Origin of the sequence: Mucilaginibacter pineti (genome assembly GCF_900101875.1) — a bacterium.
Taxonomy (GTDB): domain Bacteria; phylum Bacteroidota; class Bacteroidia; order Sphingobacteriales; family Sphingobacteriaceae; genus Mucilaginibacter; species Mucilaginibacter pineti.
Genome location: NZ_FNAI01000024.1, coordinates 35724 through 52906 on the forward strand (window position 1 = coordinate 35724; position 17183 = coordinate 52906).

18 protein-coding genes are annotated in these 17183 nt (G+C 42.7%); 9 read left to right on the forward strand and 9 right to left on the reverse strand.

The window, feature by feature from the left end:
* Window positions 1–16: 16 nt before the first annotated feature.
* Together recG and BLS59_RS29505 are read left to right on the forward strand one after the other, a co-directional pair.
* On the forward strand, window positions 17–2119 hold the full coding sequence (recG, locus tag BLS59_RS29500) for an ATP-dependent DNA helicase RecG (protein ID WP_091157128.1): 2103 nt from the start codon (window positions 17–19) through the stop codon (window positions 2117–2119).
* A gap of 91 nt (window positions 2120–2210) precedes the next feature.
* Window positions 2211–3593, forward strand: a complete 1383-nt coding sequence (locus BLS59_RS29505; protein ID WP_091157131.1) for a M20/M25/M40 family metallo-hydrolase — start codon at window positions 2211–2213, stop codon at window positions 3591–3593.
* Between the two features lie 81 nt (window positions 3594–3674).
* Here BLS59_RS29505 and BLS59_RS29510 read toward each other — a convergent pair whose 3' ends face one another.
* Window positions 3675–4397, reverse strand: coding sequence for a DUF4397 domain-containing protein (locus BLS59_RS29510; protein ID WP_091157135.1), 723 nt, complete (start codon window positions 4395–4397; stop codon window positions 3675–3677).
* 205 nt (window positions 4398–4602) lie between these two features.
* Here BLS59_RS29510 and BLS59_RS31430 point away from each other — a divergent pair, with 205 nt between their 5' ends.
* Together BLS59_RS31430 and BLS59_RS29520 are read left to right on the forward strand one after the other, a co-directional pair.
* Window positions 4603–6915: a DUF6263 family protein gene (locus tag BLS59_RS31430; protein WP_143014278.1), complete on the forward strand. Its 2313-nt coding sequence runs from the start codon at window positions 4603–4605 to the stop codon at window positions 6913–6915.
* Between the two features lie 29 nt (window positions 6916–6944).
* Window positions 6945–7403 carry a nuclear transport factor 2 family protein gene (locus BLS59_RS29520; RefSeq protein WP_091157138.1) on the forward strand — a complete coding sequence of 153 codons (459 nt, stop codon included), beginning with the start codon at window positions 6945–6947 and terminating at the stop codon, window positions 7401–7403.
* Here BLS59_RS29520 and BLS59_RS29525 read toward each other — a convergent pair whose 3' ends face one another.
* The 6 genes from BLS59_RS29525 to BLS59_RS29550 form a co-directional block, all read right to left on the reverse strand.
* On the reverse strand, window positions 7404–7955 hold the full coding sequence (locus BLS59_RS29525) for an NUDIX hydrolase (RefSeq protein ID WP_091157215.1): 552 nt from the start codon (window positions 7953–7955) through the stop codon (window positions 7404–7406). It abuts the gene before it with no gap.
* A 157-nt stretch (window positions 7956–8112) separates the two neighbouring features.
* Entirely contained in the window at window positions 8113–8412 is a 300-nt protein-coding gene (locus BLS59_RS29530; RefSeq protein WP_091157141.1) for a hypothetical protein, read from the reverse strand.
* A 323-nt stretch (window positions 8413–8735) separates the two neighbouring features.
* Window positions 8736–9533: a TPM domain-containing protein gene (locus BLS59_RS29535; protein WP_317039799.1), complete on the reverse strand. Its 798-nt coding sequence runs from the start codon at window positions 9531–9533 to the stop codon at window positions 8736–8738.
* Between the two features lie 8 nt (window positions 9534–9541).
* A complete protein-coding gene (locus BLS59_RS29540) occupies window positions 9542–9976 on the reverse strand; it encodes a TPM domain-containing protein (protein WP_091157174.1) in 435 nt (144 codons plus the stop codon).
* A gap of 99 nt (window positions 9977–10075) precedes the next feature.
* Window positions 10076–10654, reverse strand: a complete 579-nt coding sequence (locus BLS59_RS29545; protein ID WP_091157177.1) for a LemA family protein — start codon at window positions 10652–10654, stop codon at window positions 10076–10078.
* Between the two features lie 170 nt (window positions 10655–10824).
* Entirely contained in the window at window positions 10825–11394 is a 570-nt protein-coding gene (locus BLS59_RS29550) for an RNA polymerase sigma factor (protein WP_091157181.1), read from the reverse strand.
* A 306-nt stretch (window positions 11395–11700) separates the two neighbouring features.
* On the opposite strand from BLS59_RS29550, the gene BLS59_RS29555 reads away from it, so the two are divergent.
* The 4 genes from BLS59_RS29555 to BLS59_RS29570 all read left to right on the forward strand — a co-directional run bounded on the left by BLS59_RS29555 (window position 11701) and on the right by BLS59_RS29570 (window position 14406).
* Window positions 11701–13251: an NAD(P)/FAD-dependent oxidoreductase gene (locus tag BLS59_RS29555; RefSeq protein WP_091157185.1), complete on the forward strand. Its 1551-nt coding sequence runs from the start codon at window positions 11701–11703 to the stop codon at window positions 13249–13251.
* The gene (locus BLS59_RS29560) at window positions 13248–13736 is read left to right on the forward strand and encodes a DinB family protein (RefSeq protein ID WP_091157188.1); all 489 of its coding nucleotides are present in this window, start codon (window positions 13248–13250) and stop codon (window positions 13734–13736) included. Before BLS59_RS29555 ends, BLS59_RS29560 begins: the two co-directional genes overlap by 4 nt.
* A gap of 68 nt (window positions 13737–13804) precedes the next feature.
* Window positions 13805–14167: a CoA-binding protein gene (locus BLS59_RS29565; RefSeq protein ID WP_091157191.1), complete on the forward strand. Its 363-nt coding sequence runs from the start codon at window positions 13805–13807 to the stop codon at window positions 14165–14167.
* A gap of 2 nt (window positions 14168–14169) precedes the next feature.
* Window positions 14170–14406: a hypothetical protein gene (locus BLS59_RS29570; protein WP_091157195.1), complete on the forward strand. Its 237-nt coding sequence runs from the start codon at window positions 14170–14172 to the stop codon at window positions 14404–14406.
* Between the two features lie 39 nt (window positions 14407–14445).
* On the opposite strand, the gene BLS59_RS29575 is transcribed toward BLS59_RS29570, so the two are convergent.
* Entirely contained in the window at window positions 14446–15282 is an 837-nt protein-coding gene (locus BLS59_RS29575) for a hypothetical protein (RefSeq protein WP_143014279.1), read from the reverse strand.
* Between the two features lie 93 nt (window positions 15283–15375).
* Window positions 15376–16758 (reverse strand): methyltransferase RsmF C-terminal domain-like protein, encoded by a 1383-nt coding sequence (locus tag BLS59_RS29580; protein WP_091157200.1) that lies wholly within the window; start codon window positions 16756–16758, stop codon window positions 15376–15378.
* 144 nt (window positions 16759–16902) lie between these two features.
* Here BLS59_RS29580 and BLS59_RS29585 point away from each other — a divergent pair, with 144 nt between their 5' ends.
* Window positions 16903–17094: a hypothetical protein gene (locus BLS59_RS29585; RefSeq protein WP_091157204.1), complete on the forward strand. Its 192-nt coding sequence runs from the start codon at window positions 16903–16905 to the stop codon at window positions 17092–17094.
* Window positions 17095–17183: the final 89 nt, after the last annotated feature.

The following is a 17183-nucleotide window of genomic DNA, read 5'->3' on the forward strand; positions in this document are numbered from 1 at the left end:
GGTGAGGCTTTAACCTATGGATCCTTTTCAAACACCAATCGTTTATTTAAAAGGTGTTGGCCAGGCACGGGCCGAGGTGTTGAAAAAAGAATTGGCGCTCGCCAATTTCGAGGACCTGCTGCGTCATTTCCCTTTCAGGTATATCGACAGAACGCGGTATTACAAGGTAAAAGATATTCAGGCCGATTTACCATATGTGCAGGTTTTGGCGCGTGTTGTCAACAAACAGGTTATTGGCGAAAAACATACCAAACGCCTGGTGGTGCAAACCCGCGATGATACTGGTACGCTGGAACTGGTTTGGTTTAAAGGCATCAATTGGATAGAGAAAACAATTATTCCCGGCCAGGTATATATCATATTTGGCAAGCCGGGCTTTTTTAACGGGCAGGCGCAAATGGCCCATCCCGAAATGGAGATTTATAATCCCGGCAATACCCAGCGCCAGGGAAATGCCACGCTGCAACCGGTTTATAATTCTACCGAAAAGCTAAAGCAGTTTCAGTTAGATAGCAAGGGCATTCAAAAGCTAACAGCCAGCTTGCTGGAGTTGCATGCAAAGGATATTAAGGAAAACCTGCCGCTTTACGTTATTAACCAGTTTAAGCTGATAGGCAGGGCCGAGGCTTACCGCAACATCCATTTCCCGGCAGATGCTAATTTGCTTAACGAGGCCATCCAGCGCTTAAAGTTTGAGGAGTTGTTTTTGCTGCAATTAAAGCTGCTGAGGAATAAATTGTTGCATACCCAAAAGTTCAGGGGCAATGTGTTTGGTACAGTTGGGCATTACTTTAATGATTTTTATCACCATAAATTACCTTTTGCTTTAACCACGGCACAAAAAAGGGTGTTAAAGGAAATTCGGCAGGATACCCAGCGCGGTGTGCAGATGAACCGCTTGTTGCAGGGCGACGTGGGCAGCGGCAAAACCGTGGTGGCATTGATGAGCATGCTTATCGCCGTGGATAACGGTTTTCAAACCTGCATTATGGCGCCTACCGAGATCCTGGCAAGCCAGCATTACCAAACCATAACCAGTTTGGTGGGTGATGATTTTATTGAGGTTGCCTTGTTAACCGGCTCAACCAAACAAAAGGCCCGCAGGGTATTACATGAACGACTGGAAAGCGGCGACCTTAAAATACTGATAGGCACGCACGCACTTATTGAAGATAAGGTACAGTTTAAAAATTTGGGCTTCGTAGTAATTGATGAGCAGCACCGTTTTGGAGTAGAGCAGCGCTCAAAATTATGGCGAAAAAACAGTGTACCGCCGCATGTGCTGGTGATGACGGCAACCCCAATTCCGCGTACGCTGGCTATGACATTGTATGGCGATCTGGATGTTTCCGTGATTGACGAATTGCCGGCTGGGCGTAAGCCTATCCAAACGCTGCACTTTTTTGAGAATCAGCGCTTGCGGGTGTTTGGCTTTATGAAAAAGGAAATAGCGCTGGGCAGGCAAATTTACATTGTATACCCGCTCATCCAGGAAAGTGAAAAGCTCGATCTTAAAAACCTGGAAGATGGTATAGCTGTAATGTCGCGGGAATTTCCCTTGCCCGATTACCGCATTAGCATAGTGCATGGTAAGTTGAAGGCTGCCGACAAGGAATTTGAAATGCAGCGCTTTATCAAAGGCGAAACGCAAATAATGGTAGCCACTACCGTTATCGAAGTAGGGGTTAACGTGCCAAATGCATCCGTAATGATCATTGAAAATGCCGAGCGTTTCGGCCTTTCGCAATTGCACCAGCTGCGGGGGCGGGTTGGGCGTGGGGCCGATCAATCTTATTGTATTTTAATGAGCAGCCACAAGTTAAGTCATGATGGTAAAATAAGACTGGATACGATGGTGAAAACCAACAACGGCTTCGAAATTTCAGAGATCGACCTGCAATTACGCGGCCCGGGAAATATAGAAGGTACCCAGCAGAGCGGCGTGCTTGATCTGAAACTGGCAAACCTTGCTACCGATCAGGAATTGCTGATCCGCATCCGTAAATTTGTAGAGCTAATTTTTGAAAAAGACCCGCAGCTGGCCCTGCCCGAAAACCAGATCCTGCACCATTCCTTCCAAACAAAAAACGCCGGCCTAAGCTGGGATAAGATCTCCTGAGGCTTTCATAATCGGCGTAAAATATTAAATTTGTTTTTGTACAAACAGGTGGCCCCCACCAGGCAACATCAACGTTAACTGACGCATACCCATGAAAAAAACATTTACACTGATACTGTCCGCATTGCTGTCGGCAAATCTTCTCCAGGCGCAGGATTCTTTAGCCATCCGTAAATTTTATGATGAGGCTTTGGTAAATGGCAAGGCTTATGAAAACCTGCGTTACCTGTGTAAAAATATTGGTCCGCGGTTAAGCGGATCGGCCGGTGCACAAAAGGCAGTGGAGTGGAGTAAAAAACTAATGGAAGGTTATGGCTTTGATAAAGTTTACCTGCAGGAAGTTATGGTGCCGCATTGGGTAAGGGGCGCAAAAGAAACCGCCTTTATCATTGATAGTAAAAACCGAATAGCGGTGCCGATAGCGGCATTGGGCATGTCTGTAGCTACGCCAAAGGATGGCATTACCGCTAATATTATTGAAGTACGCAGCCTCAAAGAACTGGAAGCCTTGGGCGAAAGTGTAATAAAAGGCAAAATAGTTTTCTTTAACCGCCCGTTTGATCCAAGATTTATTGAAACCGGCGCTGCTTACGGTACCGCCGGCGATCAGCGTTTTATGGGCCCGGCAGTTGCCGCCAAATATGGTGCCGTTGGCTGTATTGTACGTTCGCTAACGGAGATCATTGATGATTACCCGCACACGGGCGCAACGCTTGCCGACCCCGGTACTAAACTGATCCCGGCCGCGGCTATCTCCACCAAAGCCGCCGACAAGCTAAGCAATATGCTGCGTCTGCGTAAACTGCCCCTTATCAAATTTTACTTTAAACAAAGCTGCCAGTTACTACCCGATGTATTATCCTATAATGTAGTTGGCGAATTAACGGGTACCGAGCATCCCAATAAATTTATTACCGTAGGCGGCCACCTTGATTCATGGGACCTGGCCGAAGGAGCGCATGATGATGGTACGGGAGTAATGCAATCTGCCGAGGTATTGCGTTTGTTTAAGGCTACGGGTTATCGACCTAAAAACTCGGTACGCGCCGTGTTTTTCATGAACGAAGAGAACGGTCATAAAGGAGGAACCAAATACGCCGAACTGGCAGCCCAGAACAAAGAGGAACACATAGCGGCTATCGAAACTGACGAAGGTGGTTTTACCCCGCGCGGTTTCAGCTTTTCCGATGTATCAAAAGATTTTATAAAAAAGGTGAATGATAACTGGAAATCGACACTGGAACCGTATGAAGTTGACCAGTTAACTATTGGTGGCGCCGGTACAGATATTGAGCCGATGAAGGGCAAAGTACCCGGCGTGGTGTTAATAGGTTTCCGCCCAGATTCGCAACGCTATTTTGACCTGCACCACTCGGCAAAAGATGTTTTTGAAAACGTTAATAAACGCGAGCTCCAGTTAGGCGCGGCAGGTATTGCTGCCTTGATCTACCTGATAGATCAGCATGGATTGTAGGTGACTCTGCGATCTGTAAAGAAAAACGGGGTATGCGGCAATTGCTGCATACCCCGTGTTGGTTTAGTTAAAACCGTTAGTTTAGTTAACGTAGTATACGTTTTCTTGCATATGGGCGCTCAGTTTTTTTGAATCTGTAGCAGCCGATAGACCTTGTAGCCAAATGGTATTCAAGGTATTGCTCTTTAATGTAACGTTTGTTACTGTAGCAAGCACAGTGGTTGTGCCGTGTTTTACAATTTGAAATGTGTAGCTTACGTTACCTCCTACGGTAATAAACGAAGAATACTGTTTATAGGTTTTTGCCGAAACCAATGGAGTGGCGTTATCTTTTATCAGCAGGTCTGTAGATTGTGCATCTGGGCTAAGGTTTACATAGCGAATGCCGGCTTTTCCAAAAGCAGGGTGACCAACAGAATCTGCTATGATAAGCAAATCGGGCGTGCTTACTACATTAGCTAAAAACACAGAGTAAAGATTGCCGTTTTTTAACGTTACGGTATCTGTTTTTATAACCTGCTGACTGCCACCTACCCTAAAAGTTACAGTTCTTTTGCCAATGTAGGCGTTCACATAATCCAAACTTTCGCCGCTTTTTATATAAAAATTGTTGGCACGGTTAGGCTCTAAAAAGAAATCGACAGGCTGGGCATCCGGAGAGGCGTTTATTGCCGATACCAGTGCAAATTGTTGTGGTTGATAATGGTTGTCATTCCTATCTTTAAGACATGAGCTTAACAAGGTAGTGGTGAGCAAACATATCATCCCGATCATGCCTGCCCTCTGAGTAAAAATTTGCTTCATTTTATAGTTTATGTTTATCCGATATTGACATTACGGGCGGGCTTATCAAAACGCTACGCGTATAGCGAAATTTTTATAGAGATTTTAGGAGTGAGTGGGTAAGTGTTAATAAACGTTAAAAGGCAGAGAGTGATGATCCTTTTTATAAACGCCCATATAATATAGCTATGGTTTTATGGTTATATTAGTAAACCTATAAACCACAATGAAAAAAACACTTATCCTGCTGCTAAACCTAATTGCTGTAACCAGTATTCACGGTCAATCCATCAATCTTAAAACTAATAGCCAATTTGAGTTTGATATCCGTACTGTTAATAATATACCCCAATTAATAAGCGATCATCAATATACTTTCTGGTTCAGGATGGTTGGCAAAGAGGGCGCTAATACCGTTTTGGATTGCAAACTGGTGAGGGCCAACATAAGCGAACAATCAGGAAACAATGCCAATAAGTTTAATACAGACAGCATCAGGAATACTTCATTTAATTCAACCCAGGTTTTTTTGCCACTGACTCTATTGCAGAAAACATTGACAATTACCATTAGCCCCAAAGGCGAAGTGCTTAAAATTGCCGGTATTGATGAGGCTATTGCCGATGCGGCAGCCAAATGGGTGTTGAAAGACGAATTTGTTGATCAGATGAAACAAAACGCGAAAAGCTTTCCGCTGGCAACTATTCAAAATATGCTTTTACGATTACCCGAAAAGGAGATTGGTTATGAAACGGTGTGGAAAGCGGCCGACGGCATGTTTCATAAAGTTACCACTATTAATGGTGCCCTGCTTACCATAAAATTGTCTGACAAGGCGCCTGACGATAAAACAGGTATCGATATAAGTGGCATTAGTTCCTTTAACACGGTAACCGGTTTGCTTGAGCATGTAAAAAATACAGGGAGTAAAAAAACTGAAATAACTATTGCCGGTAAAAAGAAGCTGTTGCCGGAATTTAGTTATTCGCAAAGCATCCGTTATGGTGCTCGTAGCTATGCGGTTGATACAGCCTGGATAAACATGGCGGCTAAAACCTGCTATTTCAGCGCTGCATTAATGAAAAATAACGTGGAGTATGATTCGGCAAAAGTATATAAATACTTTAAAGCGCATGATGCCCAATTTCAGAATGACCCTTATTACTTAGTGAAACGACTTGACCTGGTACAGCAGGCAATGATGAGAAATGGGTATAAAATATATGATAGCGTGCTGGTGCGTACACCCACCCATTTTATTAAAGATCACACGTCCCACTTGTTCAATAAAATCGGATCGGTGCTGGATATCTCGCCCGATTCGGCCTATGAGGTAAGTACATATCTGAGAAACACGCCGCAGTTTGATTCCTGGCTGCAGGAATCATTTGCCCAAAGCTTTATTAGTTTTAATGCCGGGGATGAGCATGGAGAAAACCAAGGGAAAGCAAACGCTTATAAATTGCTGGAGTTATTCCATCAGGATAAAGATCCGCTTGTACAGTATCGTATTAATGCCTTATACATGTGGGTAAATGCCAAAATACATCTTAACGAACCTAGTTTTTTAACCCAGACAGGCAACAGTTTTATGCACATGGATGATAAATATATGCAGCTTGGTAATGGCGGCAGGTACACCATGTTAACCTATCAGTTGTTAAAAAATGCCGGAAAAACAAAGGAAGCTGATGGTTTACTAACAAACAACATAAAAGTACTGGAGCGATACACCGCCGACACGCTTAATAAAAACCATTATGCCGATCAAAACATTTTGGCATATGCTTATTATTTAAAGTATAGTGACGCAAAAGTAGCAGACCCGGGAAACGCCCTGCAATACTTATCAAAAGCCGCTCTTTACTCGCCTAAAACGGAGAAAGACAAAGCCTACACCAGTTTTTACGACAGGGCTTTTCTTCAATCAAAAGAAAGTTACCGGGATGAGTTTATTGAGAAGCTTTTTAGCAGCGGCAATGAGGAGCAGGGTTTGAAGGTTTTTATTCAGCATATTAATGTGGAACCGGCCAGCATTAACGAGATGCAAAAGGTTTACGAATCGCATTTTCCGGGGAAAAGTTTTAAAGCTTTTTTTGTAAACAATATTGTCCCCACATGGCAGCAAGCGCCGGCATTTACCTTAAAGGGTATGGACGGAAAAGAAGTAACGTTGGATAACTTTAAAAACAAATGGCTGGTTATTGATTTCTGGGGAACCTGGTGTTCTCCATGCCGTGAGGAAATGCCGGGCCTGAATGTTTTTAACCAGGAACTTAAGGCCGGTAAACACGATGGCATAAACTTTTTAAGCATTGCCTGTAATGATGAAGAAAGTAGGGTGAAGTCTTATTTCGCGGCCAATAAAATTGATTTGCCGGTTGTGATGTCAAACGGAGTGATTGAACAGCAGTATAAGATCGGGGGCTATCCCCGCAAGATCCTGATATCGCCCGGGGGTAAAATGCTGCTCATTGAGTTCGGTCAGGATTGGAAAAATATCGTTACACAATTTAATCAGCTTTATACTGTAAATTAACCCTTAGCAAGTCATAACAAATAAGTCCCATGAAAAAAGTACTCTTTTTAAGCCTCATTGTATTTGCTTCTATAAAAACCTTTGCCCAGCAGGCCGATAAGGATGCGGTAAAACAAACCGTTAATAATATGTTTGATGCTATGCGCAAGGGGGATAGCACGCTGTTAAGATCAACTTTTCATAAGGATATCGCTTTTCAGGGAGTGGCCAATAAAAAGGATGGATCGGTAGTGTTGGATACGGATAACCCAAATGATTTTATAAAGGCGGTTGGTACACCGCATAAAGAAGTATGGGACGAGCAGGTAACTTTTAACGATATAAAAATTGATGGCGACCTGGCCAGCGTTTGGGCGCCATATAAATTTTACCTGGGCAAAACCTTTAGTCATTGCGGTGTAGATGTTTTTACATTGATGCGTACACCCGCAGGCTGGAAGATCATTTACGTGGTAGATACCCGGCGTAAAGGCAACTGCCCTGAGTAATTACAATGCGCCAAGTTTAAGCATACCGTAAAACAAGCCCGAGCAGTGCATGGCCTGCACAATTTTATTATCCAGCAGTAACTGCTTTGTTTCTTCGAAGGTGTATTCTTCAACAATTAGTTCTTCGTGGTCATCCAGTTCCTGGCCTTGTACTTTTTTACCACCCTTGGTTAAATACGTGAAAGTTTGGTTATTGGCGGTTGATGGGTTTCCGTAAACGGTGCAGATCAATTCAAATTCATCAAACTGGTAACCTGTTTCTTCCAGCAATTCGCGACGAATGGCATGGATAGGTTCTTCGCCCGGATCAACCACACCGCCCGGAATTTCGAGTGAAATAATACCCGCAGCATGACGATATTGCTTAACCATCAGTATTTTATTATCCTCGGTAACAGCCACTGCGTTTACCCAGTTGCTGTATTCAAGTACATAATAATCATCAACAATGCGGCCATCGGGCATTTCACATTTGTCTATTCGCAGGGTAGCCCAGGGGCCTTTATGGATATAATGAGATGAAAGTAGTTTCCAGGTAAGATCTTTAGACATGGTTGTTTTGTAAAATTGATAGATAGTATTTTGTTTTCTAATGTTTTCGAAGGATGAGCTGTGGTGTTCTTTTTCAGCCATTCAAAATTAGCAGTGTAGCCAACGTTTGAGGCGAGGGAATAAACGGCTCGGTTAAAAATGAAAGTTTAATAATTATTTAAGGATAGATTAAAATTCGTGCGAGTTCTTCTTCTAAATTTTCCCTCAAGGCATCGTATTCTTTAGACGGAACATCGGGAATGTATTCTTTTTGTCTGTACATAAATATTGGAATAAACCAAAGAAGCTGAATAAGCTCCCTGACTATTTGTTCGTCGTCTTGGATGTCTATTTCTTTAAGAGTGTGGTACAATTCATCGTATAATTTTTTGTCAAACTTACCGTCTCTCAAGGTACCGAGAAAGCCGTTAAAACCCCAAGCCTTGTCTAATGCTTCAATATATTCTTGTTGTTTCATTGTGAACTGAGATTATTGCGTCTTGTGGAATATGACTACAATAAGAACTTCCGCATCTTTTTTTGCATAGTTAGAGATGTGAGCAGATTCACCAGCAACCCCCTTGCTGAAGTTTGCTATTTTAGAATTTATTTTAGTCAACTTAATTTTCACATATCCATTTTTGCCGTACTTTCCCAATGCTGTAGCTTCGCCTTTAGAAGTAGATATCCATTTTGAGTCTTTCTTTCCTGCAACCTGACTTTCCGCTGGATTAGTTGCTTTCGGATTTCTTCCATAAATCCATTAATCGGTTTAATCGTGGTTCAGACAAATTGAGAAACCTACCAGCTGCCGCTTGATCCGCCGCCGCCACCGCTTCCGCCGCCGAAGCCGCCAAAACCACCACCGCCGCTTCCGCCACCGCCGGAAAATCCTCCCCAGTCAGATCCGCTGCTGCGGCCACTTCCGCCGAGCATATTGCCTGCTAAAAACCACCAGAAGGGGCTTGCACCGCCACGGCCGCCAATGATTTGCCGGCCACCACCGCCGCCACGGTTACGGAATATGAGGATGAGGATCACTACAATTATAATGATCACCACAAAGCCGTTACCGCCGTTGCTGCTGCTCTGTTTGGCCTGTTTTTTATCGGCCTTATATTCGCCTTTGGTATATTTTATAATGCTGGTTGTTGCTGCATCAAGTCCGCCGTAATAATCATCCTGTTTAAAATGAGGCTTCATATCCTTTTGGATGATCTCCTGGGTAATTACATCAGGCAAAGGGCCTTCGGCGCCATAACCTGTTTGTATAGACATTTTACGGTCGCCCATGGCAACCAGCACCAAAATGCCGTTGTTCTTATCTTTTTGACCGATGCCCCATTTACGGAGCAACTGCACACCATAAGCATTAATGTCATAATTGCCCGTCGATTTCATCATCACTACCGCTATTTGGGTAGAGGTTGAATCATTAAATGCAACCAGTTTATCTTCCAGCTTTTGCTTATCGGCAGCCGATAGGGTATTGGTATAATCGGTAACCAGTGTGGTTGATCTTTCGGGTAATTCCTGCGCAAACACCATGCAGGTGCTAAGCAAAAGGCCGAATAATAATATGATTTTTTTGAACATCATTTTAAAGGTTAATCGCCATCCATAAAAGCGATATCATCGGGCAATTCATTTACGTTGCCAGCCGTATGCGGAAAATATTTTTGCAGCTGTTCGCCGGCAATTTTTAAGCCGGTAACAATTCCTTCTACTATATCGCCATATTTAAAATGGTTCAGCATATCTTCCTTGGTGCTATCCCAAAAATCGGCAGGCACTACCTGGTTTATCCCGGAATCGCCAATGATGGCAAACTTACGATCCACGGTAGCTACATATATAAGTACGCCATGCCTTAACGCAGTTTTATGCATATTCAGCTGAAAGAAGTATTTAGCTGCCCTGTCCAGTACCTCTTCGCTGCATTTTTTTTCAATGCAAACCCGTATCTCGCCCGAACTTCGGTTTTCTGCTTCCTCAATCCCCTTGCGGATGCGTTGCTGCTCTTCCTCGTTAAATACTGGCATAATTGTGATTAAATTGATTTATGATGATTACACCGATATTTGAGATGATTACAAATAGAATCAGTGTAATCACCTTAAACCGGTGTAATCTCCCTGAAATTAAAATTGAACTTTTGGTGCTTTATCTGATCCAGGTTCGGCGGTGAAGTAGCCTTTTTCGCTAAAGCCGAACATTTTTGCAGTGATATTGGCCGGGAACGAACGGATCTTGGTGTTAAATTCCTGTACGGCAGTGTTAAAATCCTGGCGCGATACCTGTATCCGGTTTTCGGTGCCTTCAATTTGTGCCTGTAGGCCAAGGAAGTTTTCGTTGGTTTTTAAGTTGGGATAGTTTTCGGTAACCACCAATAACCTGCCCAATGCCGAACTTAGTTCGCCCTGTGCAGCCTGGAAAGCTTTGATAGATTCGGGAGTTAGCTTGGTAGGGTCAACCTGTACGGCTGTAGCCTTGGCACGCGCCTCAACAACGGCGGTTAATGTGCTCTTTTCAAAATTGGCAGCACCTTTTACGGTATTTACCAAATTGGGTATCAAATCGCTGCGGCGTTGGTATTGGCTTTGTACAGCAGCCCATTGAGTTTTTACATTTTCATCCAGCTTAACCATGCCGTTATAACTGCATGAACTAAGCGACATAGCCGCAACCGCGATCAATATAAAAGATAATAGCTTTTTCATTTGTTTTACTTTAGTGATGTTTTTTCTGTTTAGATTACAAAACGCGTACCGTTGTTACAATCTTTAATAGTTATGCCAACATGGCAATATTACACCTCTAAAGGTAATTAAAACATTTAAGCTATACAGCAATATTGTTTGAGGGCTAATATTGCTTATCTGTACAAATATTATCCGGCCAGGCAATGCTCTTCGCGCATGGTAAGCTTACCTATCATTTCTTTTAAAATTGCACGGGCACGATGAAGGGTAGTGCGTGATAAAAGTTCGCTCATACCAAGTGATGAGCCAATTTCCTGGTGCGAATAGCCTTCAATAGCATACATATTAAATACAGACCGGTAGGTTTTTGGCAGTTTTTGAACCAGCTTCATAAGGTCTTTGGCTTCAAGTCCGTTATCATTGTATGATTTACTTATAGGCATTTCAGTTTCTGCCGAAAAATCTTCTACCAAAACCATTGGCTTTAATTTACGGTAGCGTGATATAGCGCAATGCACCATGATACGACGGATCCAGCCTTCAAGGCTTCCCTCGCCACGGTAATTTTTCATGTTTCTGAACATTTTTATAAAGCCTTCCTGCAGTATATCCTGTGCTTCATCTTTATCGGTTGCATAGCGCATGCAAACAGCCAGCATTCTTGGTGCTAATAATCTGTACAGTTGTTCCTGGCATTTACGGTCGTTGCTTAAGCATCCTTCCCAAATAGTCTGTAAACGTTCGTCGGCGGTAGTCATTGTGTGTTGTATTTATATATGATGCCCATGCCAATACAAGTGCCAATGTGTAAGTTGTTGATTACTAAATAAATAAAATTTATCGAGCAAAATAAACTGTTCGATACCGGACGGTGATTGTGCACGTGCGAACGGTTTTTGAAGAAGCCTCACCCAAACCCTCTCCAAAAGAGAGGGCTTTATCATCATGTTTTTAATTAAGTATTATAGACCTATCTATTTTAACTCCCTCTCCTTTGGAGAGGGCCGGGGTGAGGCGTTTTTTCTTTACCTTTGCCTCATCCGGGATAAAAACCCGGCGTAACCATGGTAAAAGAAATTGAAATAGTATGCCCTCCCGGGCAACAGGAAGACGAAGCCGTTGTAAAAAGATTAGCAGCCGCTTCCTTAAATATTCAGCCTCAAAAGGTATCGGCAGTAAAAATTTTAAAAAGATCAATAGATGCCCGTGGTCGCAGGGTGGTTTACCGCATGATGGTGCAGGTTTTTATAGATGAAATCTATCAGCCCGAAATTTTCAACGTTAACTATCCCGATATTCAATTTGGCCGACCGGTTATTATAGTTGGCGCAGGCCCCGCCGGTATCTTTGCAGCGCTTCAATGCATTCAATTGGGGTTAAAACCTATAATTCTTGAACGCGGTAAAGATGTAAAACAGCGCCGCCGCGATTTGGCGAACATCAATAAACAAGGCCTTGTAAACCCCGAATCGAACTATTGCTTTGGTGAAGGTGGCGCGGGTACTTATTCAGATGGCAAACTTTACACCCGCTCAACTAAGCGCGGCGATGTTAACCAAGTGTTGAAAATGTTTGTGGCCCATGGTGCTGCCGAAGATATTTTGATAGATGCCCGTCCGCATATTGGTACCAACAAACTCCCGCAGATTATTACCGCCATGCGCGAAACCATTTTGAATGCCGGCGGCGAATTTATATTTGATGCAAAGGTTACTGAACTATTGGTTGAGTTTGGTAAAATAAAAGGTGTGAAACTGGCCAATGGCGAAAAAATGACCGCCGATGCCGTGATCCTGGCGACAGGTCACTCGGCGCGCGATGTGTTTGAAATACTGCATCACCAAAATATATTAATTGAAGCCAAACCCTTTGCGCTGGGCGTGCGCATTGAGCATCCGCAGGAAATTATAGATCGTGCCCAATACCATTGTGAGTATCGTGGTCCGGATTTGCCGCCATCCTACTATAACCTGGTTGAGCAGGTGGCGGATAGGGGGGTGTTTTCATTTTGCATGTGCCCCGGTGGTATCATTGCCCCCTGTGCAACCGAAGCCAATGAAATTGTGGTGAACGGCTGGAGCCCGTCTAAACGTAACAACCCCTTTGCCAACTCGGGCACGGTGGTACAAATAAATATGGAAGATGTTGCCGGCGACGATAACGATCCGTTTAAGATGCTGCATTTTCAGCAGCAGGTGGAGCGCGCGGCATTTAATGCGGGCGGCGGCAGTCTTGTAGCTCCCGGCCAGCGAATGGTTGATTTTGTGGAAGGTAAGCTATCTAATGATCTGCCGGTAAACTCCTATTTACCCGGCACCAAAAGCATCGAGCTAAAGGAAGTATTGCCCGGTTGGATAAATGAGCGCCTGCGTAAAGCACTGCCGGTATTCGGTAAAAAAATGAAAGGCTATTATACTAACGAGGCCATATTGGTAGGGGTGGAATCGCGCACCTCATCGCCCGTAAAAATTCCGCGCGATAAAGAAACACTGCAGCATCCGCAGGTACAGGGCTTATTTCCATGCGGAGAAGGCGCTGGTTACGCGGGTGGCATTATTTCTGCTGCTATTGATGGTGTTAACTGCGCAGTGGCAGCCTTAAAAATATTATCATGAGTACTTCCGAAAAATTAAGCACCCAATTACAAAAAATTTTAGCTGGCGATGCCTGGTATGGTTCGCCGGTTTATACCATTATTGAAGGCATCAGTTTTGAGGCTGCCTATGAAAAGCCACAAAATTCTGTACATAATATAGCCGAAATTGTACTGCATATGATAGCGTGGACGGAAGAAGTAATGGACAGGATGAACGGCCTGCCATCGGGCATTCCCACCAGTGGCGACTGGCCACTAACCGGCGCACCCGACGAACAAAAATGGCAAAACTATGTTGAAGATCTGAAGCTGGTTAACGTAAATTTGATTGGTATTATCCAAAACTTCCCCGAAGAACAATGGAATGAGCCAACAGCAGATGAGCGAAACCGCGAACTCGGAACCGGAGTAACCTTCGAAGAACTGATAAATGGCTTAATACAACACCATATTTATCACTCGGGGCAAATAGCTTTACTGAACAGGATTTTGGGATTTCACTGATAAGGATGATTTCATCTGTTTATCAGCGCGATTAAGGAAATCCTGGAATCGGCGCAAATTATAAATGTATGAACAAGAAAACATTAATATTAGGGGCAACACCCGATGCCAGCAGGTATGCAAACCTTGCCGCCAATCGTTTAGTTGGCCGCGGGCATACCATAGTTAATGTAGGCATAAAAACCGGTGAAGCCGCCGGCGTGCCAATTGAAAAGGCCGAAACCATCCATAACGATATTGATACCGTTACCTTATATATAGGTCCGCAAAATCAGCCACCTTTATATAATTATATATTGGATACTAATCCCAAACGAATTATATTTAATCCCGGTACCGAAAATTCAGAACTGCGCCGCATGGCCAACGAAAAAGGGATTGAAACAGAGTATGCCTGTACGCTGGTGCTGTTGAGTATAGGGGATTATTAAAAATGGAAAATATACAACGCAACAACCGTATAAGAACAGCTGTAATATCAGGGTTGATATTTGGCGTATTTATGGGGCTTTACAATATTTATACTGATAACCTAAAAGCGGGTATTATAAAAGGCGCTATAAGTGGGGTTTTATATGGCGTAATGTCCTATTTTCTTTTTAAACCGCGGGCCAATTCAAAAACAATTGAAACAGAAAATCAGGCTGCTATAAACGGAAAAGAAGTTTAGGTAGATACTCTATAAAGAAGTATTAGTGGTGTAATATATTTATGTTATCACTTTGAATGCCTTAAGCAGCGCAAATAATATTCCAGAGCCACATACAGTGCCAATGATCCATTGGTAGTTTTTTGTTAAAAAATGCTTAACGGTATAAACGGGGTTAACGTGGATAAGCACCTTTTTGCTATATGTATCAAGGTCTTTCATTTCAAGGCCTATACCTTTTACATTTATGGCAACACTTAATACCAGTTCCAGAACACTATTTCCGCTCTTTAAAGGCTTAACATCCCAGTTCCAGCTAGTTTTATCGTTATTTAATACAACCTGTGTTTCACTATTTAGTGAAATTATCTCAAAGAAACCATCTGTAGATAATAGCTTTGCTTTCATTTTTTTTGAGAGATGAATCTCTTCAGGAATGCTTGAGGTGGCGTTATGCTGTAGCAAATTTCCATCAAAAGCAATTTCAGTTTTAATACGTTCTATAACACCAATTTTCATCTCGTCGTTTATCTGGTGCTGAATGAATCCAACTTTTAGATCATTAACAGATCCCGGATAATTCCTGGCAGGTTCAACCATCATTTTATCCAGCTTATTAACTGTCGCCATTGCTGGCTGACCCTGGTGTTTGACTATAAAATCAAAATAATCATCGTTTAAATAAATACGATTCATTATTTTTTTGTTCAGGAATTTAGCCAGCTGATAGAGCGGGATGAGCAAGCCCAACTCAATAACCAACCAAATTATTGGTATGAGAGTTGTTTTTTGATTTGCCGCTGTGTTTATAAAGTTTACAATAATTAAGGTAGATAGTATGATGTAAATGGCGCGTTTTGTAAAAGCGCTGGTTATTTCATAATAAAATCTAAGCATGGCTACATCTTTTGGCTTTAACAAATATAATGCGCTTAACTAATTATTAGTCAATTAAATAAATTGAAAGCATAAGTTATTATAAGTCCGTCGCTAATCCTTGCCCGGTGCCTGTGAAAATATCCTTATCTCTTTAGGATAATAGTTATTTATCCGATTAGGCAGCAGCTTAGCCCATCCTAAAGCATGGCCTTCAAAATTCATCAGGCTCCAGCCTTTTTCGGTAGTATTTATGTCGATGTTATCACGGCGCAGGTATTGAATGGCCTGGTCGTGGTTTAACTCGGTTTGTAAAACGGCATCCTTATTAATAATGGTACTCAGGGCCAGTTCATGATCGGGGATAAGATCTTTGCCCATCAGCTTCCCAACCCGCACGCCCGATTTTTTGAGGTATAAGTGTCGTTGTAAAATATTCAGGGTTTCCTTATGCTCTCGGTTAATGGCCAACCAATCGTCGTTTACTTTAAAATAGTAAAAATTGTCGGGGTTATTAATGTAAGTCTTTACCTGGTCAATCTCCTTGCTACTTATTTTTTGCTGCATGTTGTTTTTAAAGGTGCCCAGTTCGCCGGTATTGGTTTTCTTTTTAAGGCAGGCGGCAAATAAGCCTTCGCCTTTTACCTGTCCCGGATAAAAGCGGTAACCCCATGCTTTTTGCAAAGGCGATTTGGTTTCAACGATGCCCCACTCCTTATATATAGGCATGCGGATGCTTTCCATTTCAAATTCCTGGCAAAGCCAATCTAAAATATCCTCGTTTTCCTGTTGCGAATAAGAACATGTACTATATATAAGGTATCCATCTTCTTTTAAGGCGGGCAACACATCGGCCAGTATACGTTCCTGTCGCTGGTGACAAAGTTCTACGTTGGCTTCTGACCATTCGTTCATTGCCTGCGGATCTTTCCTGAACATACCCGAGCCAGAACAAGGCGCGTCAACCAGCATAATATCAAAAAAGCTTTTAAGTCGACCGATATCTTTCGGGTCGTTATTGCTCACAATAACATTGGCCTGTCCCCATCTGCTCAGGTTATCGGTTAACACGGGCACGCGGGTTTTAATGATTTCGTTAGCCAGCAGCAGATCGGCGGGGCCAATTGCCGAATTAAGTAGTGTGCTTTTGCCGCCAGGGGCAGCGCAAAGGTCAAGCACTTTTACCGGTTCGGCATCGTTTTGCCTTATATTTTTAAATATATGATCGATAAACATTGACGATGCCTCCTGTACATAATAGCAACCAGCATGAAAAAGCGGGTCGAAAGTGAAGGATGGGCGGGTATTTAAATAAAAACCATCGGCACACCAGGGCACTTGCTGGTCGGTTTTTTGGGCCGATGGCTTAAACGGATTAACTCTAATAGCGGTGGGCGCATCATTTAATTGATGCGCTTTTATAAAACTTTCTTCATCAAATCCGTTTTCCGCGCTTAAAAGCGAAAGGAAATTATGTGGAAACTGTTGCTCGTTCATATACAATTCAAATATACGAAATCCAAAAATGCTATTGTTTGCGGTATAATAGTAAGTTGCAACACCAATTTTAAGGGTAGTTTACAGGCACTTGTGAAATTGTTTTAATTATTTGCAGATTTCCTTTGGAACGTAACTCTTTTTGTGCGTACATTTGTGGCCGCTCAAGGAAAAAGGGCGTTGTTTTTTGAAAACTTAGTGAATAAAATAAACTTTAGAAAAGTGAAAATATCACTTGATAAAATGGAAAAAGATTCACATCTTTGCAACCCCAAACAAATCATGAAAATGGCGGTTTGGGATCCAAAAAGAGGTCTTGAAAAAAACCTCAAATAAGTTTTGGAAAATGCGAAAAGGTTATTACCTTTGCAACCCGAAACGAGGGGATGGAGAAAGCCGGAAACGGTGATTGAGAAAGAGAAAAA

Coding starts and splice junctions, on each gene's coding strand:
- BLS59_RS29525 (WP_091157215.1), bottom strand. CDS start 7,955: ATGTCTAAAGATCTTACCTGGAAACTACTTTCATCTCATTATATCCAT.
- BLS59_RS29535 (WP_317039799.1), bottom strand. CDS start 9,533: ATGATGTTCAAAAAAATCATATTATTATTCGGCCTTTTGCTTAGCACC.
- BLS59_RS31430 (WP_143014278.1), top strand. CDS start 4,603: ATGAAAAAAACACTTATCCTGCTGCTAAACCTAATTGCTGTAACCAGT.
- BLS59_RS29520 (WP_091157138.1), top strand. CDS start 6,945: ATGAAAAAAGTACTCTTTTTAAGCCTCATTGTATTTGCTTCTATAAAA.
- BLS59_RS29545 (WP_091157177.1), bottom strand. CDS start 10,654: ATGAAAAAGCTATTATCTTTTATATTGATCGCGGTTGCGGCTATGTCG.
- BLS59_RS29550 (WP_091157181.1), bottom strand. CDS start 11,394: ATGACTACCGCCGACGAACGTTTACAGACTATTTGGGAAGGATGCTTA.
- BLS59_RS29570 (WP_091157195.1), top strand. CDS start 14,170: ATGGAAAATATACAACGCAACAACCGTATAAGAACAGCTGTAATATCA.
- BLS59_RS29565 (WP_091157191.1), top strand. CDS start 13,805: ATGAACAAGAAAACATTAATATTAGGGGCAACACCCGATGCCAGCAGG.
- BLS59_RS29560 (WP_091157188.1), top strand. CDS start 13,248: ATGAGTACTTCCGAAAAATTAAGCACCCAATTACAAAAAATTTTAGCT.
- BLS59_RS29530 (WP_091157141.1), bottom strand. CDS start 8,412: ATGAAACAACAAGAATATATTGAAGCATTAGACAAGGCTTGGGGTTTT.
- BLS59_RS29580 (WP_091157200.1), bottom strand. CDS start 16,758: ATGAACGAGCAACAGTTTCCACATAATTTCCTTTCGCTTTTAAGCGCG.
- BLS59_RS29555 (WP_091157185.1), top strand. CDS start 11,701: ATGGTAAAAGAAATTGAAATAGTATGCCCTCCCGGGCAACAGGAAGAC.
- recG (WP_091157128.1), top strand. CDS start 17: ATGGATCCTTTTCAAACACCAATCGTTTATTTAAAAGGTGTTGGCCAG.
- BLS59_RS29505 (WP_091157131.1), top strand. CDS start 2,211: ATGAAAAAAACATTTACACTGATACTGTCCGCATTGCTGTCGGCAAAT.
- BLS59_RS29540 (WP_091157174.1), bottom strand. CDS start 9,976: ATGCCAGTATTTAACGAGGAAGAGCAGCAACGCATCCGCAAGGGGATT.
- BLS59_RS29510 (WP_091157135.1), bottom strand. CDS start 4,397: ATGAAGCAAATTTTTACTCAGAGGGCAGGCATGATCGGGATGATATGT.
- BLS59_RS29575 (WP_143014279.1), bottom strand. CDS start 15,282: ATGCTTAGATTTTATTATGAAATAACCAGCGCTTTTACAAAACGCGCC.